Source organism: Streptomyces aurantiacus JA 4570, assembly GCF_000414115.1.
In the GTDB taxonomy this organism is placed as follows: domain Bacteria; phylum Actinomycetota; class Actinomycetes; order Streptomycetales; family Streptomycetaceae; genus Streptomyces; species Streptomyces aurantiacus_A.
Window position 1 is genome coordinate 19252 of sequence record NZ_AOPZ01000558.1, and the last position, 22704, is coordinate 41955.

17 protein-coding genes are annotated in these 22704 nt (G+C 73.0%); 7 read left to right on the plus strand and 10 right to left on the minus strand.

From position 1 onward, the window contains the following. Window positions 1-31 precede the first annotated feature (31 nt). Together STRAU_RS38235 and STRAU_RS38240 are read left to right on the plus strand one after the other, a co-directional pair. Window positions 32-1600 (plus strand): UDP-N-acetylmuramoyl-L-alanyl-D-glutamate--2,6-diaminopimelate ligase, encoded by a 1569-nt coding sequence (locus STRAU_RS38235; protein ID WP_016645746.1) that lies wholly within the window; start codon window positions 32-34, stop codon window positions 1598-1600. Window positions 1601-1846: 246 nt separating this feature from the next. After that, window positions 1847-2863: a Tat pathway signal sequence gene (locus STRAU_RS38240; protein WP_106968180.1), complete on the plus strand. Its 1017-nt coding sequence runs from the start codon at window positions 1847-1849 to the stop codon at window positions 2861-2863. A gap of 130 nt (window positions 2864-2993) precedes the next feature. Here the strand turns inward: STRAU_RS38240 and STRAU_RS38245 are convergent, their stop codons facing one another. Continuing rightward, window positions 2994-3329, minus strand: coding sequence for an ArsR/SmtB family transcription factor (locus STRAU_RS38245; RefSeq protein ID WP_016645749.1), 336 nt, complete (start codon window positions 3327-3329; stop codon window positions 2994-2996). A 171-nt stretch (window positions 3330-3500) separates the two neighbouring features. Between STRAU_RS38245 and STRAU_RS38250 the strand changes: the two genes are divergently transcribed. Then, a complete protein-coding gene (locus tag STRAU_RS38250) occupies window positions 3501-4643 on the plus strand; it encodes an FAD-dependent monooxygenase (protein ID WP_016645750.1) in 1143 nt (380 codons plus the stop codon). A 266-nt stretch (window positions 4644-4909) separates the two neighbouring features. Here the strand turns inward: STRAU_RS38250 and STRAU_RS38255 are convergent, their stop codons facing one another. From STRAU_RS38255 to STRAU_RS38270, 4 genes are all read right to left on the minus strand, one after another. After that, the gene (locus STRAU_RS38255; RefSeq protein WP_052029457.1) at window positions 4910-6631 is read right to left on the minus strand and encodes a glycosyltransferase family 2 protein; all 1722 of its coding nucleotides are present in this window, start codon (window positions 6629-6631) and stop codon (window positions 4910-4912) included. Beyond that, on the minus strand, window positions 6628-8859 hold the full coding sequence (locus STRAU_RS38260) for a CDP-glycerol glycerophosphotransferase family protein (RefSeq protein ID WP_016645752.1): 2232 nt from the start codon (window positions 8857-8859) through the stop codon (window positions 6628-6630). Before STRAU_RS38260 ends, STRAU_RS38255 begins: the two co-directional genes overlap by 4 nt. A 124-nt stretch (window positions 8860-8983) precedes the next feature. Continuing rightward, window positions 8984-9826: an ABC transporter ATP-binding protein gene (locus tag STRAU_RS38265; protein ID WP_016645753.1), complete on the minus strand. Its 843-nt coding sequence runs from the start codon at window positions 9824-9826 to the stop codon at window positions 8984-8986. After that, the gene (locus tag STRAU_RS38270; protein ID WP_037664680.1) at window positions 9819-10748 is read right to left on the minus strand and encodes an ABC transporter permease; all 930 of its coding nucleotides are present in this window, start codon (window positions 10746-10748) and stop codon (window positions 9819-9821) included. The genes STRAU_RS38265 and STRAU_RS38270 overlap by 8 nt, the downstream gene beginning before the upstream one ends. A 152-nt stretch (window positions 10749-10900) precedes the next feature. On the opposite strand from STRAU_RS38270, the gene STRAU_RS38275 reads away from it, so the two are divergent. The 4 genes from STRAU_RS38275 (at window position 10901) to STRAU_RS38285 (ending at window position 13717) form a co-directional block, all read left to right on the plus strand. Next, window positions 10901-11542, plus strand: coding sequence for a TetR/AcrR family transcriptional regulator (locus STRAU_RS38275; RefSeq protein ID WP_016645755.1), 642 nt, complete (start codon window positions 10901-10903; stop codon window positions 11540-11542). A gap of 182 nt (window positions 11543-11724) precedes the next feature. Beyond that, the gene (locus STRAU_RS43265) at window positions 11725-11889 is read left to right on the plus strand and encodes a hypothetical protein (protein ID WP_016645756.1); all 165 of its coding nucleotides are present in this window, start codon (window positions 11725-11727) and stop codon (window positions 11887-11889) included. Window positions 11890-11909: 20 nt separating this feature from the next. Beyond that, complete coding sequence (locus tag STRAU_RS38280; RefSeq protein WP_016645757.1) at window positions 11910-13085, plus strand: sensor histidine kinase; 1176 nt, start codon at window positions 11910-11912, stop codon at window positions 13083-13085. Further along, the gene (locus STRAU_RS38285; RefSeq protein ID WP_016645758.1) at window positions 13073-13717 is read left to right on the plus strand and encodes a response regulator transcription factor; all 645 of its coding nucleotides are present in this window, start codon (window positions 13073-13075) and stop codon (window positions 13715-13717) included. Before STRAU_RS38280 ends, STRAU_RS38285 begins: the two co-directional genes overlap by 13 nt. 14 nt (window positions 13718-13731) lie before the next feature. Here STRAU_RS38285 and STRAU_RS38290 read toward each other — a convergent pair whose 3' ends face one another. From STRAU_RS38290 to STRAU_RS38310, 5 genes are all read right to left on the minus strand, one after another. Further along, window positions 13732-14613, minus strand: a complete 882-nt coding sequence (locus tag STRAU_RS38290) for an NAD(P)-dependent oxidoreductase (protein ID WP_016645759.1) — start codon at window positions 14611-14613, stop codon at window positions 13732-13734. Between the two features lie 111 nt (window positions 14614-14724). Then, window positions 14725-15711 (minus strand): UDP-glucose 4-epimerase GalE, encoded by a 987-nt coding sequence (galE, locus tag STRAU_RS38295; RefSeq protein ID WP_016645760.1) that lies wholly within the window; start codon window positions 15709-15711, stop codon window positions 14725-14727. A 110-nt stretch (window positions 15712-15821) separates the two neighbouring features. Then, a complete protein-coding gene (locus STRAU_RS38300; protein WP_016645761.1) occupies window positions 15822-17453 on the minus strand; it encodes a glycosyltransferase family 2 protein in 1632 nt (543 codons plus the stop codon). A gap of 58 nt (window positions 17454-17511) precedes the next feature. Further along, on the minus strand, window positions 17512-19173 hold the full coding sequence (locus tag STRAU_RS38305; RefSeq protein WP_016645762.1) for a hypothetical protein: 1662 nt from the start codon (window positions 19171-19173) through the stop codon (window positions 17512-17514). Beyond that, entirely contained in the window at window positions 19170-22646 is a 3477-nt protein-coding gene (locus STRAU_RS38310; RefSeq protein WP_037664682.1) for a bifunctional glycosyltransferase/CDP-glycerol:glycerophosphate glycerophosphotransferase, read from the minus strand. Before STRAU_RS38310 ends, STRAU_RS38305 begins: the two co-directional genes overlap by 4 nt. Window positions 22647-22704 lie beyond the last annotated feature (58 nt).

The window sequence follows — 22704 nt, forward strand, 5'->3', positions numbered from 1 at the left end:
GACCGGGCCGAGCCACCTCGAAGGGATCACTGTGAAGCTCAGCGAGCTGCTGGCCGGACAGGAACATCAGGTACTCCAGGGCGACCCGAGCAGGACTCAGGTCACGGCGGGTGCGACCTTCGACGTCGACCGGGTCACGCCCGGCTCCGTTTTCATCGCCGTGCCCGGACACCGGGAGGGCGGACCCGGCTCCGTGCCGGCGGCGTTCGCACGCGGGGCCGCCGCCGTGATCGTCGAAGGGTCTCCGGATCCGGCGCATCCGGAGACGTCGTGGCCCGCGGGCAGGTGCACCGTGCGGGTGCCGGACACCCGACGGGCGGCCGCCGTCATCGCCTCCCGGTACGTCGGCGAACCGGGGCGGTGGATGGACATGGTCGCGATCACCGGCACCAACGGCAAGACCTCGGTCTCGTACATGGTCGAAGCCGTCCTGCGGATGTCCGCGGGGGCGAAGGTGGGAGTCATCGGGACCGCCGGCAGCCGGATCGGCGACGAGCTGATCCCGATGCCGCCTTCGGTGCTCACCACTCCCGAGTCGCCCGACCTGCAGTACCTGCTGGGATACATGCGCGACCGGGCGACGGGCAGCGTGGTCCTCGAAGCCACCTCGATGGCCCTGCTGACCCACCGGGTGGACCGGACGTTCATCGACGTCGGGGTGTTCACCAACCTGACGCAGGACCACCTGGACGACCACGGGACGATGGCCCACTACCGGGACGCCAAGCTCCGGCTCTTCCAGGGCCTGTGCCGGTACGCGGTGGTCAACGCCGACGACCCCGTGGGCAGGGGGATCGGGGCGCTGATGCCCGGCGCGGTGACCACGTACGCGCTCGACGTACCGGCCGACTACCGGGCGACCGGGCTCGTCGTGAGCGCCGCGGGCACGCGGTTCACCCTCCGGCACGGGGGGCGCTCGTATCCGGCGTCGATACCGTTCCCGGGACGGTACTCGGTGGCCAACGCCCTTGCCGCGCTGGCCTCCTGCCACGTCCTGGGACACGATCTGGACGCCCTCATCGCCGCACTCGCCCAAATGCCGCCCGTACCCGGCCGGTTCGAGCGCTTCCAGACCCCCGACGGCACCTCCGTGATCGTGGACTACGCCCATTCCCCCGACTCCCTGGACAAGGTCCTGACCACCATCCGCGGCTACACGCGCGGCCGGGTGATCACCGTCTTCGGCTGCGGCGGCGACCGGGACACCACGAAGCGGGCCGACATGGGCAGGATCGCCGGGAGCCACTCCGATCTGTGCGTCCTGACCTCCGACAACCCCCGCGACGAGGACCCGGAGGCCATCCTGGACCAGATCACGCCCGGCCTCGCCGCGACCGGCACGCCCTTCGAGCGCCTCGCCGACCGCCGCGCGGCGATCGCCTTCGCCCTGTCCGCGGCGGGCCCCCAGGACACCGTCCTCATCGCCGGCAAGGGCAGCGAGCCGCACCAGACCGTGCGCGAGCGGCTGCTTCCGTTCAGCGACATGGCCGTCGCGCGTGAACTCGCCCTGGAACAGGGGTTCACCCCGGCGGCAGCCGATGGCTCAGGGGACCGCCGGGCGCCCCAGGCAGCGGGAGCACACGCACAAGGGCGGCCGTGAACTCACGGGCGGGGGCGCGCCGTTGGGGTCCCTGGGTGTCAACGGTCGACCTCTCTCCGCGTGCTCGCCGTACTGGACACGTGGTGGGGTGGCCTTAAGGGGGAGGCAGCGGCGACGGAACGTGCGCTGCTTCTGCCGCGGCTGTACTTCCAGCACTTCACCACCACCAGTCTTCTGGTCGAACACGGCAGTCGACCGGGTGGCGTTCACCACCGTCATCCGAGCGCGGGAAGAAAGGGAAAGTGAATGAGCTCCGGCGCCCTCAAGCAAGCGGCACGTGGGTCGTTGAGCCGGGCCGGTGCGGTGGCGATCGCCATGACCCTCGCCCTCGGCGCCGCCGCCTGCGGACCGGCCGGCCCTGAGACGTCGGGCGGGACCGGCCATGCCCGTCTCGACACAGAGCCGGGCCGCCCTCTCCCCTCGCCCCTGCGGGGGGTCACGACCGACTCGGTGGTCGACCGCGAGCAGCTCGTACGCGCCGTCTCGGACCATTCGCGCGCGCCGACGGTGCGCATCGTGTTCGAGCAGGACACCCCGGTGAGGGCTTACGCGGCGGCCATCGGCAGGCTGCGCCCCCATGCCTATCTCATGGGAGAGCTGCTCGACTCCGACGCGCTGTCCGATTTCAGCGTCAGCCAGGTCCGTGAGCGTACCGAGAAGTTCGTCGCGGCTTACGGTGACCGGATCGACGTGTGGGAGATCGGAAACGAGCTGAACGGCTCGTGGACCGGTGACAGTCCCGGGGAGATCAACGCGAAGGTGCTGGCTGCGTACGACGTGGTCAAGGAGCACGGCGGACGGACCGCCCTCACGCTCAATCACTGGTCCGGGCCAGACTGCTACGAGAAGGCGTGGGAGCCGACGTCGGCCTACGCGCGGCTGATGCCCGAACGGCTCAAGCGCGGTGCCGATTTCGTACTGCTGAGCATTTACGAGACCGCCTGTTCCCCGGCCCAGCACCCCACGGCGGACCAGATCGGCGCCACGCTCGTACGCCTGGGCAAGACGTTTCCCCGCGCGAAGCTCGGCATCGGGGAGGTGGGCGCGCAGCGCAAGCAGGACGGCCTGGCCAAGGATCCGGGCCTCGCGGAGAAGAAACGCCTCGCCCAGCGTTACTACGGCATGCAGTCCGCGCTGGAGAAGCGCGTGGGGCCGAGGTTCGTCGGCGGCTACTTCTGGTGGTATTACGCCGAGGACGCCGTCCCGCGCGACCGGGCCGCCTCCCTCTGGCCGACCCTGGACCGGCTGCTGCGTTCCCTCTGACCCGGCCGATCCACTGGCCACGGACGGCGCCCCGGACACGATCACCGATGCCGGCCCCGAGGCGGGCCTGCGGGCCTCCATCCGTCAGGAGTACGCCGCGATGCCTGCGCCACTTCGCGGGACACGACCCTCAGCGAGGAGCGGTACCGCCCGGGGACTCTGCGCCCAGGAGCGTGAGCAGCCCGGGGAATCTCTTCTCGATGTCCGCGCGTCGTAGTCGGATGCCCTTGCGGTTGCCGTAGTCGACCTCGTCAATGAGACCTGCCTCGCGCAGGACCCGGAAGTGGTGGGTCTGGGTCTGCTTCGAGATCGGAAGATCGAACGAGTTGCAGCCCCGCTCGCTGTCGCTGCGGTCGGTGGCCAACTCCGTCATCACCGAACGACGGTGCTCGTCGGCGAGGGCGCGAAACACCGCACCCAGATTGAGCGCATCGGCCTCCGGGCCGACCAGGTTCCTCCCGGCCACGCCGCACCTCCTTCAAGTACGACTTGCATCGTACCTGAAGGGCGTGCTCCACTGAGGTACGAAATTTTTCGTACCTTGCCCGGGCCGTGCTGCCCCGTGCCGCCGCGCCCTGAGCCCCGGCACCGGCACTCACCGGGGACCTGGTCATCGACACTCCGAGAGGTCATCGTCATGAAGAAGCCCGAGGTGCTGATAGTCGGTGCTGGAATCGCAGGGCCCGCACTCGCGTACTGGCTCTCCCGGAATGGATACCGGCCGACGGTCGTCGAACACGCCCGGCAGCTGCGCTCCGGTGGTAGCGCGATCGTCGTGAAGGGGCCCGCGATCCCGGTCGCCGACCGCATGGGCATCCTCCCGCAGCTCCACGGGCTCGCCACCCGCAATCGGTCGCTGTCCCTGCTCGACCCCGGCGGCAGGCGAATCCTGCAACTCCCGCTCACCTCGGACAAGAATCCGACGGTCGAGGTGACCCGAGCCGACCTGTCCGAGGTGCTCCACCGGTCGGCGCAGACCGAGGCCGAGTTCTTGTTCGACGACACGGTCACCGCTCTCGACCAGGACGAAGGCGGGGTGGACGTCACCTTCCGGCGGTCCGCGCCACGGCGCTTCGACTTGGTAGTCGGTGCCGACGGGATGCACTCCACCGTACGGCGCCTGGTATTCGGCCCCGAGCGGCAGTTCGCGAGCGATCTGGGCCTGTACGGCGCGACCGTGCCGCTGGAACCCGACGCCATCGAGGACCCGAGCGAGATGACGATGCTGACCGTGCCGAACCGGATGCTGGTCGTCCACCCCTCGCGGACCACCCCGCTCGCGATCTTCACCTTCCGGGCCGCACAGCCGGCGCCCCACGACCGCAAGAACATCGCCCTTCACAAGCAGACCGTGGCCGACGCCTACGCCGACGTGCGGTGGCGGGCACCGGAACTCGTGGCGGCGTTCCTCGACCACCCGGCTCCGTTCTTCGACCCCCTGACCACCGTCCGGGTGCCCTCGTGGTCCCGCGGACGGGTCGTACTGCTCGGGGACGCGGCGGCGGCGACAGCCCTGTTGGGTGACGGGTCCAGCATGGCGATGGCGGGCGCGTACGCCCTCGCGGAAGAGCTCGCCGCCCATCCCGGTGATCACGCCCGCGCCTTCGCCGCCTACGAGTCGCGGCTCCGCCGCGAGGTAGGCCCGCGGCAGCGACGTGTCGGTCTGCTCTCCAGGCTCATGGTGCCCCGCACCCGGCCGGGCCTCGCGGTGCGCAACGCGGTGGGCCGCGCGGTCGGTCGCACGAACCGGATCGCCTCTCGCGAAGCCGCGAACCGGTAGACCGGGCCCGCACCGACCGCTCACCGGCCGGTGCGCAGCTCCCCTACAGCTCCCAACCGGGTCGGCGCCGCCATCTCCGACGAGCCCGGCTCGGCGTGGCAGGTCATCGCCGATGCGGCAGATCGCCTGCTGTCGGCCCCACCCACCGTTCCCGGCGCTCGCCACGACAACGGTCAACTCGGGGCGCAGCCACAACCGGTTGCGGCGGGTCCTGGACGGGGTCGTGCGGGTGGCGGTGCGGGCGCACGCGGGCCGTGGACGCTGCCTCAGTGGAACACGCTTGCCGCCAGGCGGGCCGCCCGGCGGACGCGGGAGCCCCTGGGGCCCGCCACGCGTCGGGTCAAGGGCCGGACCACGTGGGCCGTCACGCCCACCGGGACCCAGCGGAGCTGGAGCCGACCCGCCCCCCGGCCCTCCGGTTCGGCGGTCACCACGTGGGGCGCCGTGCCCGAGCGGTAGGGAACGCGCGCCCGCAGGCGCGGGAAGGACAGCGGGGCCAGGAGCAGCCCGCTGTTGCGGAGGTGGCCCCCACGCCCCGTCGGTTCCGTGAGCTGGATCAACGGGTGGCGTACGCCCTCGAAGCCGTCCGGAGGGACGGGGGCCAGGGTCAGGTCCAGGGTGACCCGGCCCTCGAAGACGCCGGGGCGGACCGGGTCGAGCCGGAAGCGCGTCGTCATCCGGCGCCGGCCGGGCGCCACGACCAGGCTCGCCACCTGCGGGCCGACGGGCAGGCGCAGCCCGGGATCGTACGTACGGACGGTGAGGGCGAGCGCCGCGCCCACGGCACCCCGCTCGACCCGCGTGATCTCGTGGCGGAACTGCGCGCCGGGGAACGGGCGGGAGTCCAGGCCCAGTTCGGTGAGGTCCAGCTCCCTGCGGGCGGACGGCCCGGACGGGACCAGGCCGCCCCAGTACAGCCGCCCCTCCCCGTCCGGGCACACCTCACGCGGAGCGACCCCGTGCCCCAAGCCCCGCGCAGCGACCCGCGCCTCCGCGAGCCGCCCGTCCCGTACCAGTTGGAGAACGACACGTTCGGCCCGTGGCAGCCGCTCGTACGCCCCCTGCGCGAGGCCCGCCAGATACGGGTTCACGATGTCCGCGAACCCCCGCACCCACTCCTCGTCCCGGAACGGCAGGTCCCCCGCGTACATCCGGAAGTCGTGCTTGAGGAACTTGTAGTCCTTGGCCTCCCGCAGCCCCGCGTGCCCGCTCTCCACCAGGAACGCGTCGATCAGGCCCTGCACGTACACCCGGTCCCGCACATTGCTCAGCTTGTGCCGCTGGTTGGAGATCGACGCCGCCTCCGCCGCGCCGTACGGCTCTATGTACCAGCGGTACACCGGCTCCGGGATCACCGTGAACGCCTTCGCCAGGCAGTACGCCTGCGCCGAGAAGAGCTGGTCCTCGTAGTGGATGCCCTCGGGGAAGCGGAGGGCGTTCCGGTCCAGGAACGCCTTGCGGTACATCTTGCTCGTCGACAAGTGCTCGAAGAACAGGCCCGGTTCGGCCTCGATGCCCGCCACCGTGCGCCGCTCCGCGACCAGGTGCGGCATCCACGTCGAGGTGCGCCCGGTGTCCACCCGCACCCGCTCCACCGCGCCCATCACGAAGTCGACCTCCCGCTCGGCGTGCGCGGCGAGCAGCAGCTCCGGGAGTTCGTCGTCGCTGTCCAGGAACATCAGGAACGGGGCGCGCGCGATGTCGACGGCGCGGTTGCGCGGCACGCTGCAGCCGCCGCTGTTCTCCGGCAGGCGGAGGTAGATGACGCGGTCGTCCCGCGCCGCCAACTCCCTTGCCACGCGCGGTGTCTCGTCCGTCGAGTGGTCGTCGCTGATGACGATCTCGATGTTGGGGTGCGTCTGGCGGAGCAGCGAGGCCACCGCGCGCGGAAGCCGCTCGGCGTCGTTGTAGACGATGACGGTGATGGTCACGTCGGGGGCATCAGGAGCGCCGGGGGTCTCAGGGGTCCTGGGAGTCGCAGGATTCATCGGGCCGCCTCCTCGGGCGTCGGGGCCGGAGTCCGCTCGTCCACGGGCGTCACCGGCGGCAGCGACTCCTCGCTCTCGCCGAGGAACACGCGCCGCACGACCCGCTCCGCCGCCCGCCCGTCGTCGAACTCGCAGAACCGCCGCCGGAACGCCGCCCGCGCCTTGGCCGCCGTCTCGTCCCGCCACGCGTCGGACGTGAAGAGGTGCGTCAACTCCTCCTGGGTGCGCGCCACTTGGCCGGGCGGGTCCGCCAGCAGGTCGAAGTAGACGCCGCGCGTCTTCGCGTACGTCTCCCAGTCGTCGGCGTAGATGACGATCGGGCGGTCCAGATTGGCGTAGTCGAACATGATGGACGAGTAGTCCGTGATCAGCGCGTCCGCGGCGAGGGCCAGCTCCTCCACCGGGTCGTACGCCGAGACGTCGATGACGCGTCCGGCCCGGCGCAGGCTCGTCAGCGGGGACGCCGCGCCGCCGTAGAAGTAGTGGCCGCGCACGAGGAGCACGGTGTCCTCGCCGAGCCGGTCGGCGAGCGCCGCCAGGTCCAGGCGGGGCGTCCAGGTGGCCTCGTAGTCGCGGTGCGTGGGCGCGTACAGGAGGGCGCGCTTCCCGGGCGCGATGCCGAGGCGCTCGCGCGCCGCCCGCACGTCCGCGGCCGTCGCCGTGTAGTACACGTCGTTGCGCGGGTAGCCGTAATCAAGCTCCACGTACCGCGACTGGTAGGCGCGCTGCCACATCTGCGTGGAGTGGCTGTTGGCGGAGACGCTGTAGTCCCAGCGGTCCACGCGCGCGAGCAGCTCGTGGAAGTTCAGGCCCTTCGCCGCGGCCGGATAGTCGAGCTGGTCCAGGCCCATGCGCTTGAGGGGCGTGCCGTGGTGGGTCTGGACGTGCACGGCGTCCGGGCGCTTCACGACCGCGTTGGGGAAGTTGGCGTTGTTCACCAGGTATTTCGCGGTCGCCAGGACGCGCCAGTAGCGGCGCGAGCCGGGGACCACGTGGTCCGTGCCGGGCGGCAGCAGCGGTGCGTTCCCCGCCGTGACGACCCACACCGGGTGGATGTGCGGGGCGAGTTCGGCGAGCTTCGACGCGATCGCGGCCGGGTTGCAGGCGACGCCCCGGTCCCAGTACGCGGAGAACACGGCGAGGCCGGGGTCGACCGGGCGGCGCAGGTCCTGCTGGTAGCGGACGTCGCGCACCTTGCGCCCGAGCGCCTTGCGGCCCGCCGTGACGGCCGACCGCGCCTTGCGGCGCCGCTGGTTCACCGCCTGGAACGCGCGGTACTTCGCGTACGCGTCCTCCTCCAGCAGGCGGCGGCGCACGCCCTCCAGGCCGCCGGGGCGCCGGTGGCCTGGAGGGCGGAAGACGAGCGCCGCCCGGGAGGCCCGGCGGAAGAACTCCCGCGCCGCCGGCTCGGGCAGCCGGTCGCGGGCGATGATCCGCAGGCTCGCGCTCACCATGGCGGCGTAGAGCACGGCACGCGGCCCCGCGCCCACGTCCCGCTCGGCGGCCAGGCGCAGCAGCCGCTCGTACGTACCGAGCAGCGCGAAGCGGTCGTCGGCGGTCACCGGCGGCAGGCTCTCCGCGCGCGACTGCCGCTCCTCCAGGGCGACTTGGTCGTGCGTGGCGACGCGGCCGGCGGTCAGCAGCAGCGCGTACGCCGTGAACAGCTCGTCGTCGGCGGCCGGTTGGCCCTCGTCCGGGGTGAGCCCGTCCTTGTACGCGCGCCAGAAGTCCGCCCGTACGACACGGGTCCCCAGCAGCGGCGTGACCTTCAGCAGGTCGGGGCAGTCCGCCAGTGGTACGTCGCGGCGGCCCGGCTTGGCGAGGAACCGGCCGTCGGGGCTCGGCATGCGGGCGTGCCGCCAGGTGGAGCGGACGTGATCGGTGAGGAGCACGTCCACGGAGTCGTCGAGGGCGGCCGCGCGTTCGGCGACCGCGCGGGCCGCGAGGCGGGCCGCGAGCCCCGGCACGCCGTCCTTGCTGTGCGCGAACTGCAGCCAACGGCCCGTGGCCCGCGCCGCGCCCGCCGCGCGGGCCGCCCCGTCCGGGGTGCCGTCGGGCAGCGGGACCACCGTGACGTACGGATGGCGGGCGGCGGCCTCCTGCGCGGACGCGCCGACGGCCGCGAGGACCACCTCGACGGCGGGGCCGGCGACCGCCAGCTCCTGAAGGGCATCGGGGAGATGCCCCTGCACGTTGCGGCCGTACACGACGACGCTCAGGTCCGGCATCCGCGGCCGCCTCTCTCGTCCCTCGGTTCTCGTCCGTCTGTCGCCAAACGCTCCCATAGTGTAAGGATCTGCGTATTGATGCGACAAAAGGGGCGCCTTGAAGGGGTGCCATAAAGGGGCGCCCTCAAGCGCTGGTGAAGCGCTCGTACTCCCGCATGACCTCCGCCGTCGGGCCGTCCATCCGCAGCTCACCGCGCTCCAGCCACAGCACGCGATCGCAGGTGTCCCGGATCGACTTGTTGTTGTGGCTGACCAGGAAGACCGTGCCCGCGCGCTCGCGCAGCGCGCGGATGCGGGCCTCCGAACGCTTCTGGAAGGAGCGGTCGCCGGTGGCCAGGGCCTCGTCGATGAGGAGGACGTCGTGGTCCTTGGCCGAGCCGATGGAGAACCGGAGCCGTGCCGCCATGCCCGACGAATACGTGCGCATCGGCAGCGAGATGAAGTCGCCCTTGTCGTTGATCCCGGAGAAGTCGACGATCTCCTGATACCGCTCGCGGACCTGCTCGCGGGGCATGCCCATGGCCAGGCCGCCGAGGTGGACGTTGCGCTCGCCGGTGAGGTCGTTCATCAGGGCCGCGTTGACGCCGAGCAGGGACGGCTGGCCGTCGGTGTAGATGTGCCCGCGCTCGACGGGGAGCAGCCCGGCGACCGCCTTGAGCAGCGTGGACTTGCCCGAGCCGTTCGTGCCGATGAGGCCGATGGCCTCGCCCCGGTAGGCGGTGAAGGAGATGTTCCGGACGGCGTGGACCGTCCGTACGCCGCGTTCCGTGCCGTCGCCGCCGCCCTTGCGGCGGCGCAGGATGCGGCCGAGCGCGGCGGTGGCGGCGCCACGGCCCGAGGTGCCCGTGCCGTGGACGCGGTACACGATGTCGACTCCGTCGGCGATGACGGTGGGGGCGGGGGCGGGCTCGGGGTTCGCGCCGGTCCGCTGTGTCGCGGGGGCGGCCTTCGTCAGGGTGTCAGCCACGTCCGTACGTCTCCTCTGCCTTCCAGAAGTAGATGAACCCGCCGACCCCGGCGAGCAGCGCCCAGCCCGCGGCCCAGGCCCACACGTGCGCCGGGAGCCGGCCGGCGCCGAAGCTGTCGATGAGGGCGAAGCGCATCAGGTCGATGTAGACGGCGGCCGGGTTGGCCTCCAGGAGCACGGTCACCGCGTGCGGCAGGTGGTGGTCCTTGAGGACCGCGTCGATGCTCCACATCACCCCGGACCCGTACATCCACGTACGCAGCACGAACGGCATGAGCTGCGCGATGTCCGGCGTCTGCGAGCCGAGCCTGGCCATGACCAGCGCGAGGCCCGCGTTGAACGTGAACTGCAGCGCAAGGGCCGGGATCGCGAGCAGCCAGGAGAGGGTCGGCGGCACCCCGAAGGCCAGCAGGATCACGACCAGCGCGCCCAGGGAGAACAGCAGCTGCTGGAGCTGTTGCAGGCAGTACGACAGGGGGAGCGAGGCGCGCGGGAAGTGCAGGGCGCGGACCAGGCCGAGGCTGCCGGAGACCGCCCGGGTGCCCGCCATCACCGACTGCTGCGTGAACGTGAACACGAAGACGCCGGTGACCAGGAACGGGACGTAGTCCGGCACGCCGCGCTTGGTGTTCATCAGCACGCCGAAGACGAAGTAGTACACGGCCGCGTTCAGGAGCGGCGTCATGATCTGCCAGAGCTGGCCGAGCTTCGCCTGGCTGTACTGGGCGGTGAGCTTGGCGGTGGCGAACGCGGTGATGAAGTGGCGCCGGTCCCAGAGTTGGCGTACGTACGCCGGGAGGGTCGGGCGGGCGCCGCTGACGGTCAGGCCGTGGCGGGCGGCGAGGGCGGCCGGGTCCATAGGGGCCGCGGGGGGTGCTTGGGGTTCCGCCGGCTCGGGCGGGGCGTGGAGGACCTGGCTCACATCCGCTGCTTTCGCTCGGGGGCGCATGGGGACGCATGGGAATGCATGGGACGCCCTTACGTCGGGACGGGACCGTTTCGTCGTAACGCCGACAGTAGGACGACGTTACGTCGGGACGCAACCGTTTCGTCGTAACGCCTTATGCTGTCCGTATGACGACGAGCGACGGGGACGCGGGCCGTACCACCCGCCAGCAGGGCAAAAGGGCACCGGCCGGGGCCGCCGTGCTCCGTGAGGATGTGACCGAGGCCATCCGGACCGCCGTCTTCGCGGAACTCGCTGCCGTCGGCTACGCGCGCATGTCGATCGAGGGCATCGCGCGCCGCGCGGGCGTCGGCAAGACGGCCGTCTACCGCCGCTGGCGCTCCAAGCTGCACCTCGTCCTCGACCTGGTGTCGGCCCTCGCGGTCCAGGGCCTGCCGACGCCGGACACGGGCTCCCTGGAGGGCGACCTGCGGCTGCTGTACGAGGTGACCTCCCGCGCCCTGCGCCACCCCGTCGCCTCCCAGGTCATCCCGGATCTCCAGGCGGAGGCGGCCCGCAATCCCGAGATCGAGGCGGCCCTGCAGAAGGCGCTGCGCGAGGGCCAGCACGGCGTGGCGAGCGGCATCGTCGCGCAGGCCGTGGCGCGGGGGGAGCTGCGCGCGGGCCTGGACGAGGAGGACGAGGAGCTGGCCCTCGACCTGATGTCGGGGCCGCTGTACTGGCGGGCGGTGGTGGTGCGCGGCGAGCTGCCCAAGGGCTACCTGGGCGCGCTGGCCACCGCCACGACGGCGGCGCTCAAGGCGCTGTGAGGGCGTGGCGCGGGGCGTGGGGCGGGGTGTGGCGCGGGGCGTGGGGCGGGGTGCGGCGCGGGGTGTAGCGCACTACACCCCCGGTCCGGGAGGCCGCCCCCTCGTCGCGCGGCCGCCGACACGGCAGAGTCGCTGAGGTGCAGCAGCGTTCCGCCGCCTCCCGCTCCCCGAAAGGTCCCGTCATGAAGGCCCTTCTCTGGTTCGTGCTCGCCGTCGCCGTCGTCGTCAACGCCTTCAGCAGCCTCACGTTCGACGGGGCGACGGAGATCGCCGTGAGCGTCACCACGGGTGTCGCCGTCATCGGTTCGATCACCGCGCTGGTCCTCACGCGCGAGAAGCACTCCTGAGCGTGCGCCGCCCGACGAGCATGCGAGAGGCGCTGGCACGGGCCGACCGCGCCTCCATGCAGTTGCTCATGGGCGCGGGCATGGCCCTCCTCTCGTACGTCTTCATCGGCGTCCTGATCTTCACCGCCGTCGCGTCGGTCATCGTGATCGGCCTGGGCGTGCTGCCCGAGACGGTGCTGCTGCTGCGCCGGATGGCCGGGTTCAAGCGGCGGCAGGTCCGCCGGTGGTCGGGGACGGAGATCCCCGAGGCGTACACGCCACTGACCGGCACCCTCTTCGAGCGCGTGCGCAAGGCGGTCAAGGACCCCGGCACGTACCGCGACCTGCGCTGGCTGTTCCTCCACATCGTCCACGGCCTTGCGCTGCTGTACGTGGCGTTGCCGCTGTGGGTGATCGGCGTGCTGGTCGACGGGGTGTGGTGCGGGCTGCTCGGCCGCAGGGCCGTCGTGCTCCCGCTGATCGGGCGCCTCGCCGACCTGGACACGCGCTGGTCGCGGGCGCTGCTCAAGCCGTCGCCGGAGGCCGAGCGGAACGCGGAACTGGCCGAGCGGGTCGAGGAGCTGACGCTGACGAGGGCGGGCGCGGTGGCGGCGCACGGCGCCGAACTGCGCCGGATCGAGCGGGACCTGCACGACGGCACGCAGGCCCGCCTCGTCGCCCTGTCCATGCGGGTGGGCCTGGCCCGGCGCGCGTACGACCAGGACGTCAAGGACCCCGAGGTGGTCCGCAGGCTCCTCGCCGACGCGCAGGACCAGGCCGAGGAGGCCCTGACCGAGCTGCGGCACGTCGTCCGCGGCATCCACCCGCCGATCCTCACCGACCGCGGACTCGTCGGTGCTGTACGGGCGTTGGCGGCGAGCAGCGGCCTGGAGGTGTCCGTGCGGGACGACGGCGTGGAGGACGGGCCGCGCGCGCCCGCCGCCGTGGAGGCGGCGGCGTACTTCGTGGTGGCGGAGGCCCTGACGAACGCGGCGAAGCACAGCGGGGCGCGCCGGGCCACGGTGGAACTCGCCCGCGGCGCCGCCGGACTGCGGATCTCGGTCCGGGACGAGGGGCGGGGCGGCGCCGACGCGTCCGGCGGCAGCGGGCTGCTCGGCATGCGGCGCCGGGTCGCGGCGCTCGACGGCACCATGGAGGTGGCCAGCCCCGCCGGGGGGCCGACCGAGATCGGGGTGGAGCTGCCGTGCGTGTGGTGATCGCGGAGGACAACACGTTGCTGAGGGAGGGCATGGTGCTGCTCCTCACGTCCGTGGGCCACGAGGTGGCGGCCGTCGCGGCCACCGGCCCCGAGGTGCTGCCCGCCCTCCTCGAACACCGCCCCGACGTGGCCGTCCTCGACGTCCGCATGCCGCCCGGCTTCCGCGACGAGGGCCTGCGCGCCGCCCTCGCGGCCCGCGAACAGATCCCCGACCTGCCGGTCCTCGTCCTCTCCCAGTACGTCGAGGAGACGTACGCGGCCGAACTCCTCAGCGGCGGCGCGGGCGGCGTCGGCTACCTCCTCAAGGACCGCGTCGGCCGCGTCGACCAATTCCTCGACGCCCTGGAGCGGGTCGCCGCCGGCGGCACCGCCCTCGACCCCGAGGTCGTCACCGAACTCCTCACCCGCCGCGCCGACGACCCCCTCGACTCCCTCACCCCCCGCGAGCGCGAGGTCCTCCACCTCATGGCCGAGGGCCGCGACAACGCCACCATCGCCACCACCCTGGTCGTCTCCGACCGCGCCGTCAGCAAGCACATCGGCAACGTCTTCCTCAAACTGGGCCTGCCCCCGAGCGACAGCGGGCACCGGCGGGTGCTCGCGGTGCTGGCGTACCTGAACAAGGCGTAGGCCCGCGCCGGCCCTCAGACCGGCTTGCGCAACACCTCCACCAGCGCCGCGATGCTCTGCTCCGCGCGCCCCTCCGCCACCGCCCTGCGCAGCAGTTCGTGCATCGGCTCGTGCCAGCGCACGTCGAGCCCGGCCTCGGCCGCGACCTGGGTGTCGTCGGGGATGCCCGCGTGGAAGATGCCGATGGACGACTGCGGGTCGTCGTAGGCACCGCGGTCGATCTCCGCCGCGTAGTGCGGCAGCAAGGAGATGATCATCTCCAGCCACTTCGCGGTGTACGGCACCAGCGTGCCCGCCTCCAGGCCGCGCGCCGTGACAAGGGCCGCGCCCTGGAAGAAGCCGAGCAGCGCGGGCAGCAGCGTGCCGCCCACCGCCGACTCGTACAGCGCCGCCAGATCGGGCTCCGTGCCCAGGTGCACGGTGTCGCCGCCGATGACCCGCAGTGTCGTCTCGTACTCGTCGAACAGGGCGCGGTCGCCGCTGTAGTAGTGCAGGGTGTCGGGTCCGCCCACGGCCGCGGGCACGTTCTTGATCGCGCCGTCCAGGAACCGCGCGCCGTGCCCGGTGGCCCAGACGGCCATCGCGCGGGCGCCGGACGGGGTACCGGAGTTGACGGTGATCAGGGTGCGCCCGGCGAGGGCTGCGGCGGCCGGTTCGAGGGCGGCGAGGGTCGCTTCGTACGTCGTCAGGCAGGCGATCGTCAGGGGGCTCGCGGCGATCGCGTCCCGGATGTCCGGGGCGTGCGCGGCGCCCCGCTCGACGAGCGGGGCGGCCTTGGCCGGGCTGCGGTTCCACACGGTGGTGGGGTGCCCGGCGGCGACGTACGCCGAGGCGAGTGCCGCTCCCATGGCGCCGAGACCGACGATCGTCACGGGCGTGCGGGCCTGCTCGGGCATGGGGGCTCCAATGCTGGGGTGGGGTGGATGAGTTGACCTCGCGGTCGACCTCGCACCCCAGCCTGGATTCAGCCGTGCGGTTCCTCAAGTACCTACTATTTAGTGGGGTACTTACCGTTCGGTGTGTGCCTCGGGGTGCAGCCGCACCCACCCCGCCCACGCCGACTCCACCATCTCGCGCACGTCCCGCTTCGCCGACCAGCCCAGCTCGGCGGACATCCGGTCGGCGGCGGCGACCACCCGCGCCGGGTCGCCCGCGCGCCGCTCGGTGACCTCCGCCGGGATGTCGTACCCCGTGACCTCCGCGATCAGGTCGGCCATCTCGCGCACCGAAACCCCCTCGCCGCGGCCGACGTTGAGGGTCACGTCGGTGCCGGGCGCCGCGCCGGCCAGGTGCCGGGCCGCCGCCACGTGGGCCTCCGCGAGGTCCGTGACGTGGATGTAGTCCCGCACGCAGGTGCCGTCCGGCGTCGGGTAGTCCGCGCCGAAGATCCGCGGTGCCGCGCCGGCGGTGAGCTTCTCGAAGACCATCGGCACGAGGTTGAAGACGCCGGTGTCGGCCAGCTCCGGGCTCGCCGCGCCCGCCACGTTGAAGTACCGCAGGCAGGCCGTGCGCAGGCCCGTCGCGCGGCCCACCGCGCGGGTCAGCCACTCGCCGGCCAGCTTCGTCTCGCCGTACGGACTCATCGGCACGCAGGGCGTGTCCTCGGTGACCAGGTCGACGTCCGGCATGCCGTACACGGCGGCCGACGAGGAGAAGACGAAGGACGGCACCCGCGCGTCCGTGACCGCCTCTAGCAGGACCCGCAGGCCCTCCATGTTCTCCCGGTAGTAGCGCAGCGGCTGTTCCACCGACTCGCCGACCTGCTTCTTCGCCGCCAGGTGGACGACGCCGGTGATCGCGTGGTCCTTCAGGGCGCGCGCGACGAGGTCCGCGTCGAGGGTCGAACCGACGACGAGGGGCACGCCCTCGGGCAGCCGCTCCGCGATCCCCGATGACAGGTCGTCGTACACCACCGTCCGCTCGCCCGCCTCCGTCATGGCGCGCACGACGTGTCCCCCGATGTAGCCGGCGCCGCCGGTGATCAGCCAGGTCATGGTCAGTTCGTCCCGTCGTGTCGTGTGGTGTCACGTGTGTCGTGTCCGTCGTGGATGTGCCCCGGACACCCACGGACGTGCAGTGTCGCAGAGCGCGCGTACGCGTCCTGTCAGGGGCCGTCCGCCCGCCCGCCGGGCAGCGCCCGTACGATCCGCGCGAGCCGCCGCCGCGCGACGGAAGCCACCCCGCGCGCCCCGGGCGCCAGGCGCAACGACAGGTTCCCGGCCTGGGTCGCGTACGGCTGCACCAGCAGCACGCCGCGCCGCCCGCCCGGCACGACGGCGCGCCGCAGCAGTCCGGGCCCGGACACGGCGCGCGCCGTGGTCTCGCGCGCTGTGCCGTCGTCGAAGAGCAGCCGAAGGCGCAGGTCCCACACGTCGCCGTCGAGCGCCGCGAGGTCGACGCGCACCTCGGCCACCCACGTCTCGCCCGGCTTCTCGGGGCCGAACGCGGCCGTGCGCCGCAGCTCAGGACGACCGCCGCCCCGCCGCGTCAGCTCCACGTCGACCACGCCGGGCCCCGCCGCCGCGACCCGCCCGTACAGCTCGTGCAGCCGCAGGCGCAGCACACCCGCGCGCGGGCGCAGCTCGGCGTCGACCGCGAGGGGGAGCAGCCGCAGCGGCCGGGCGAGGAGGTGCTCCAGGGTGACCTGGGGCAGGTCGGCCGACCAGACGGGGGTGGCGTCGGCGGCGCGCGCGTACGGCGGGGCGAGCCGGGCCGGGCGGGCCGCCACCTGCTTGAGGCGGTCCAGGTCGCGCGGCTCGGCGGCGGCGAGGATCACCCGGGCGATGACGCGGCCGGGGGCGGGGGCCGCCTCCAGGTCGGCCGTGTCGAACTCGGTGAGGTAGGCGCGGGTGAGCGCCCACCACTCGCGCTGGTACTCCGGGCCGCGCGCGGCCAGTTCCCGCGTGTACATGCGCAGGCCGTGGTCGACGAACTGGGCGCGGGCCGTGCGCGCGAGGAGCTTGTCGCCGCTGCGGGCGCCGCGCAGGATGTCGACGGCCTGGCGGTGCGCCTTGATGCGGGCCCGCCAGTTCTCGATCCCGGCGCGGTCCAGCGAGATCGACAACTTGGCGGCGGCGCGCCGCACATGCCACACGTACACGGTGTCCGGGACGAGGGCGACGCGCGGTGCGGCGGCCAGGACGCGGGCGCCGAAGACGAAGTCCTCGTAGATGAAGCGGCCTTCGGGGAAGCGGACGGCGTGCTCGCGCAGGAAGTCCGTGCGGTACAGCTTGTTGACGCAGAGCGTGTCGTGCACGAGGCGCGGGCGCAGCTCGGGCCGGGCCACAAGCGCGGCCTTGCGGTACAGCTCGGGCTGCCAGGGCGTCTCGCGCCCCGACGGCAGCTCGCGCCGCACGCACAGGCCCGACGCGACGTCGGCGCCGTGCCGGATGGCCGCGTCCAGGAGCGCCCGCGCGCCGCCCGGCGCCAGCACGTCGTCGCTGTCCAGGAACATCACGTACGGCAACGTCGCGGCGTCGGCGCCGTCGTTGCGCGGGGCGCCGCAGCCGCCGCTGTTGGCGGCGCGCCGGAGCACGCGCACCCGCCGGTCGTGCGCGGCCAGTTCCGCGAGGACGGCGGGGGTGTCGTCCGTCGAGCAGTCGTCCACCGCGATCACCTCGCCCACCAGGGGGCCCTGGGCGAGCGCGGAACGCACCGCGTCGGCGATGTGCGGGGCGTCGTCGTAGCCGATCACGACGACGGTGATCTGGGGCTCTTGAGGCGAATTGGCATCCACGGGGGAATTTTACGGCTTGGCGGAAATTATCCGATTGGGAGGGCTTGGGAGCGCTTCGTTACGAGGCGGCGATGGCCTTGCCGGCCTTGGGGCCCACCCGAGCGAGCACCTCGCCGGTGCGCGCGCTCCACGACACCACCACCGCCTCCGGAGGCAGCCGCTGGTACGGGGCGACAAGGAGCCAGCGCACGTGGTGGCGCTCGACCACGGCGGCGCGCTGGGCGGGCGTGGACAGCGGGTCGAGGTACGTGCGCACCTCGCGCAGCCGGCGGTTGCGTACGGACTCGTCGAGCGAGGCGTCCGGCCAGGCGGGCGCGACCAGGTTGACGCCGAAGGCGGGAAGGGAGCGCATGGGGCGGTAGCCGTCGGTGAGGACCACGTCGCCCCGGTCCATGTGGGCGGCCGCCCAGGCGTAGTCCGGCCAGTGCGGGGGCTGGTCGAAGCCGATGGGGTCGAGGGTGCGGGGGACCACGGCGCCCGCCTGGATCTGGAAGAAGCCGACGAACGCCCCGAGCGCGGTGGCCCCGGCCAGGGCGGCTCGGCGGTTTCCCCAATTGCGGGGGGCCGTCAGCTCGATCGCCAGGGCGAACTGGAGGGGGACGAGGGTCAGGCCCAGGATGCGGCCGTAGGTGTAGTGGCCGCTGAGGCCGCCGTAGGCGACGACCGCGCAGTCCAGGGCGAACATCAGGACCAGGGGGTCCTTGTGGTCCCTGCGCCAGCGGATGTACAGGGCCGGGAGGCCCAGGGCCGCGAGCCAGAAGCGCTGGGGCATGTCGGTGTAGAGCTGGCGGTGGATCCAGTCGACGGATTCGTCCCCGACCAGGGTGAGCGGGTTGAAGTACGGCCAGGCGGTGGCCACCGCGAGGGCGGTCAGTCCGGTGAGTGCCCACTTCAGAGGCGTCCCGAGGCGCGGCAACGCGAAGGCGATCACCCCGATCACCGCCGCCACCGAAGTGATCGGGTGGATCAGGAGGATCAGGCCGCACAGGGCGCCAAGGCCCGCGTAGGACCAGGCAGTTCGGGGTGACTCCGGCAGGGATCGCGCCAGCGAACCGGCCCACGCCCAGGCCCAGAACATCAGCGCGATGCCGAACGTCGACGGGTAGCCGAGGTTGCCCGTCATCGACATCAGGCCCAGGTAGCCGCTCCACCAGGCCACGCGGGTGCCCCAGAGGAGGACCATCGCGAACAGGGCGAGGACGGGGGCCCAGGGGCGCGGGGTCAGGACGCGGACGAAGCGGGCGATGCCGGTGAGCAGGACCAGGAGGTTCAGCGGCCCGGACAGCTTGACGACCTGCCAGCCCGCGAGGCCGGTCGCCTTCGCGAGCAGCGCCTGGGCGACGGCGTACGGCGAGTAGTACGCGCTGCCGTCGCCGGGCAGGTCGGCCATCGGGTGCCGGGGGTGCAGCAGGTCGTCCTTGAGGCGTTCGACGACCGCCGCGTGCTGGCCGAAGTCGCAGCAGATCGGCACCCGCCAGTACGCGAGGGACATCAGCAGCCAGAACAGGCCGCCGAGGACGAGGTAGGGGCTGGGCCGCCGGCGGATGCCGAAGCCGGAGGCCGTGGAGCCGAGCGCGACGCGGCGCACCCGCGTGGCCCTGGACTCGGTGGCCGGGGACTCGGTGGTCGAGGGCTTGGTGGCCGGGGAGGTGGCCGGGGACTTCGCGGTCGGGGACTCGGGGGCCTGTGGCGCCGTTCCCGTGCTCTGCGGCGCCGTCATCGCATCAGCCTGTCCGCGACCCGCGCCGCCGCCCGTCCGTCGTCGAGGTCGCAGTACGCCTCGCGGAACGCGGCGTACGCGTCGGCGTGCCGGGCCGTGACGGAGTCCAGGTCGCGCAGGGCGTCGACGACCTCCCCGGTGGAGGCGAGCAGCGGGCCCGGCGCGCGGTTCTCGAAGTCGAGGTAGAAGCCGCGCACGGTGTCGCGGTAGTGCTCCAGGTCGTACGCGTGGAAGAGCATCGGGCGGCCGGTGTGCGCGAAGTCGAACATCAGGGACGAGTAGTCGGTGACCAACACATCGGCGACCAGGAGGAGTTCGGCGGCGCGGGGGTGGGCGCTGACGTCGCGGACGAAGGGGGCGCGGGCGCCCGGGAGGCGGCCGGAGGTCAGCGGGTGCTTGCGCACGAGCAGCACATGGTCGTCGCCGAGGACGTGCTCGGCGGCGCGCAGGTCGAGCGCGGGGTCGTAGCGGAACCGGCCGGGCCCGAACCCGAGGTGGTCGCGGTAGGTGGGCGCGTACAGCACGATCCGCTTGTCCGGGGCGAGGCCCAGCTCGCGCCGGACGCGTTCGGAGACCTTCTGGCGGTCGTCGGCGAACAGCACGTCGTTGCGCGGCGATCCGGCCTCAAGCACTTCGCCCTCGTAGGTGAGGGCGCGGCCCAGGTGCGGGGTGGCGAAGCGGTTCGGGGAGACCAGGACGTTCCACTGGGCGGCGAGCCGCGGCAGCTGGTCGAGGTGGCCGTGGTCGGCGTACAGGGTGTCGGTGAGGTCGGTGCCGATGCGCTTGAGGGGGGTGCCGTTCCAGGTCTGGACGACGGTCTGGCCCTCGCGGCGCTCGAAGAAGTCCGGCAGGTGGCCGGCGGTCACGATGCGGCGGCAGCGGGCGAGGGCCTCGTACCACTCGGCGCCGTGCTCCTCCACGCCGCGCGCGCCCGCGGGCACCCGCGTCTGCTGGTCGTGCGTGACCCACAGGTGCTCGACGTCGGTGCCGCGCCGCACCAGTTCCTCGTGGACGGCGCGCGGCGAGTCGCCGTCGAAGTACAGGACGGCGTCGCGCAGGTTCTTGGTGCGCTCGCGCGGATAGTGCTCGGTCAGCAGCCGGTGGCGCCGGTACGCGCCCCGCTCGGCGGGTCTGAGCACCGACCCGGCCTCGATCAGGAGCCGGTCGCCGAAGCGCCGGTCGGCGATGAACTCCCGCCCCTGGATCATCTGGTGGTCGGGCAGCGCGGCCCCCGTGGACGCGAGCACCCGCACCGGCACCCCCGCCCCGCCGTGCCCCGCCTCCCGCAGGAACGCGTACCACCGCCCCTCCCGCAGCACCCCGCCCCCGGGCGCCACCACCGCCCGGAACCGCCCGCCGGACAGCTCGACCGGCACCGTCACCTCGTCGTCGCGGCCGCTGTGCCGCAGCACCAGCTCCGCCGACGGCCAGCTCGCCTCGGCCGCGCTGCCCTCGACGGCGAGGGTGTCGTCGGCGGTCCACGCGACGCGGTCCGCGACCGGGCGGCGGGTGAGCTCCACGACGAGCTTGCCGCGGTCGTCGGCGGTGGCGCACAGCTCCCGCCCCGGGCCACTGGCGTAGCGGCCGGGCGGCAGGTCCAGGGCGGCGGCCAGGGGCGTCGTCGTGCCGTCGGCCAGTTCGAGGACGGCGTGCCAGCGGTCGCCGTGCGGCGGCTCGACCTGCGCGGGCGCGTGGTGCTCGGCGGGCGGCACGTCCTCCAGGTCGGCGAGGCGCACGCGCGCCTCGAAGCGGTCGTCGGCGACGGTGACCGGGTAGCTGAACTCGACGCCGGCGTGCGTGAGGCGCAGGGCCCTGGGGCGGACCCGTCCCGAGGGGGCGGTGCCGGCCGGGACCCCGGCGCCCGTCAGGGTGCCCAGGAGCACCACGTCCCCGCCGTCCCCCCGGTGGCCGTCGACCCGCGCCGCGTACTCCTGCACGCGCAGCACGAGCCGCCCCTTGCTGAAGCCGAGCACGAGGCGCACCCCGTCACCGAGATCGCGCACGAGCGACTGGGTGCGGGAGCTGTCCTGGGCGCGCACGGCCGCGCGCCGGACCGTGCCGTGGCCCGCGACGAGCACGCCGAGCAGCCAGTTGCCCGGCCGCCACCGGCCCCCGGTCCGCAACTGCTCGGGGTCGACCGTCATCTCGAAGCCGGACAGGTCGTAGCAGTGCAGCCGTTGCCCGGAGCGCTCGGTGGCCTCGGGCGCGGGCACGGTCCGCGTCGGCACCCGCCGGAACCGGCCCCGGCTGTGCGCCGCCTTGAGCAGCCCCGCCTTGACGGACTCCGCGGGCCGCGTCGCCTCCAGGTTGCGCACGTAGGCGTAGCCGCGGATCCGCAGCCGCCCGTACGCGTCCCACGTCGCCTCGCCCAGGCGGGCCACCGCGGGCAGTTCGCCGCGGCGCAGCCGGGTGAGCTCGCGGGGGATTCCGTCGACGCCCGGATGGTCGGCGTACCGGAGCAGCGATCCGCGCACCGCGAACGCGCCCTTTCCGCCCCGCCGTTCGTGGTCGAGCAGCTCGATCAGCTCACCGGTGCGCCGCTCGCGCACCAGATGCCACTTCACCCGCAGGTCCACGGGGAGCCGCCGCAGGATCCCCGGCTCGGCGGTGCGCAGGAACTCGGCGGTGTCCGCGAGGAACGCCGCCCGGTACTCGGGACCGCCCATCGGCAGCCCCTCCAGGAAGTACACGAAGTCGTCGCGCAGACAGGAGGCGTCGTACGTGGCCTTCAGCTCGGGCGCGTGCTCGCCGAGGAAGGCGCTGACGTGCGCGCAGGCCGCGATCCGGTCGCGCACGCCCTTGACGTCGGTGCGCCGCCGCGTGATGGAGCCCTCGCGGACACGCCAGTAGTAGACGTGCTCCTTGAGCACGTCCACGGAGGAGGCGAGGAAGTGCGCCGGGATCATCACCGGCGTGTCCTCGTACAGCCTGCCCTCGGGGAAGAGGAAGCCGTGCCGGTCCCAGAAGGCGCGCCGGAACACCTTGTTCCAGGCGACGCGGTCGGCGAGCAGCGCCAGGTCACGGGAGATGTGGGTGCCGGTGCGCGGCGCGGTGAGCCACTGGTACTGCCACGCCTGGGAGCGGCCGCGCTCGGTCAGCCGCCACACGTTGCCGCTGGCGAAGTCGGAGCCGCTGGCGTCCAGGCTCGCGATCATCCGGGCGTACGCGCCCTGCGGCACGATGTCGTCGCTGTCCACGAACGTCAGGTACTCGGCGGTCGGATTCGCGTGCCGCACACCGGTGTTGCGGGCCGCGCTCAGGCCGGCGTTGGGCTGGCGGACGTAGACGAAGCGGGGGTCGCGGGTGGCGAAGTCGCGGGCGATGCTGGTGCTGGCGTCGGTGGAGCCGTCGTCGACCAGGACGGCCTCCAGGCCGCCGCCCCCGACGCGCTGCCGGGCGATCGACTCCAGGCACTCCTCCAGGAACTCCTCGACGTTGTAGATGGGCACGACGACGCTGAGTCGGGGCTGCACGGCGACCGGCCTTTCGTAGGAGTAAGGGTGGCGTTACGACCCATTACGGGCGTATTCA

Coding starts and splice junctions, on each gene's coding strand:
- galE (WP_016645760.1), bottom strand. CDS start 15,711: ATGACCTGGCTGATCACCGGCGGCGCCGGCTACATCGGGGGACACGTC.
- STRAU_RS38260 (WP_016645752.1), bottom strand. CDS start 8,859: ATGCCGGACCTGAGCGTCGTCGTGTACGGCCGCAACGTGCAGGGGCAT.
- STRAU_RS38280 (WP_016645757.1), top strand. CDS start 11,910: ATGCGAGAGGCGCTGGCACGGGCCGACCGCGCCTCCATGCAGTTGCTC.
- STRAU_RS38305 (WP_016645762.1), bottom strand. CDS start 19,173: ATGACGGCGCCGCAGAGCACGGGAACGGCGCCACAGGCCCCCGAGTCC.
- STRAU_RS43265 (WP_016645756.1), top strand. CDS start 11,725: ATGAAGGCCCTTCTCTGGTTCGTGCTCGCCGTCGCCGTCGTCGTCAAC.
- STRAU_RS38275 (WP_016645755.1), top strand. CDS start 10,901: ATGACGACGAGCGACGGGGACGCGGGCCGTACCACCCGCCAGCAGGGC.
- STRAU_RS38255 (WP_052029457.1), bottom strand. CDS start 6,631: ATGAATCCTGCGACTCCCAGGACCCCTGAGACCCCCGGCGCTCCTGAT.
- STRAU_RS38240 (WP_106968180.1), top strand. CDS start 1,847: ATGAGCTCCGGCGCCCTCAAGCAAGCGGCACGTGGGTCGTTGAGCCGG.
- STRAU_RS38290 (WP_016645759.1), bottom strand. CDS start 14,613: ATGCCCGAGCAGGCCCGCACGCCCGTGACGATCGTCGGTCTCGGCGCC.
- STRAU_RS38250 (WP_016645750.1), top strand. CDS start 3,501: ATGAAGAAGCCCGAGGTGCTGATAGTCGGTGCTGGAATCGCAGGGCCC.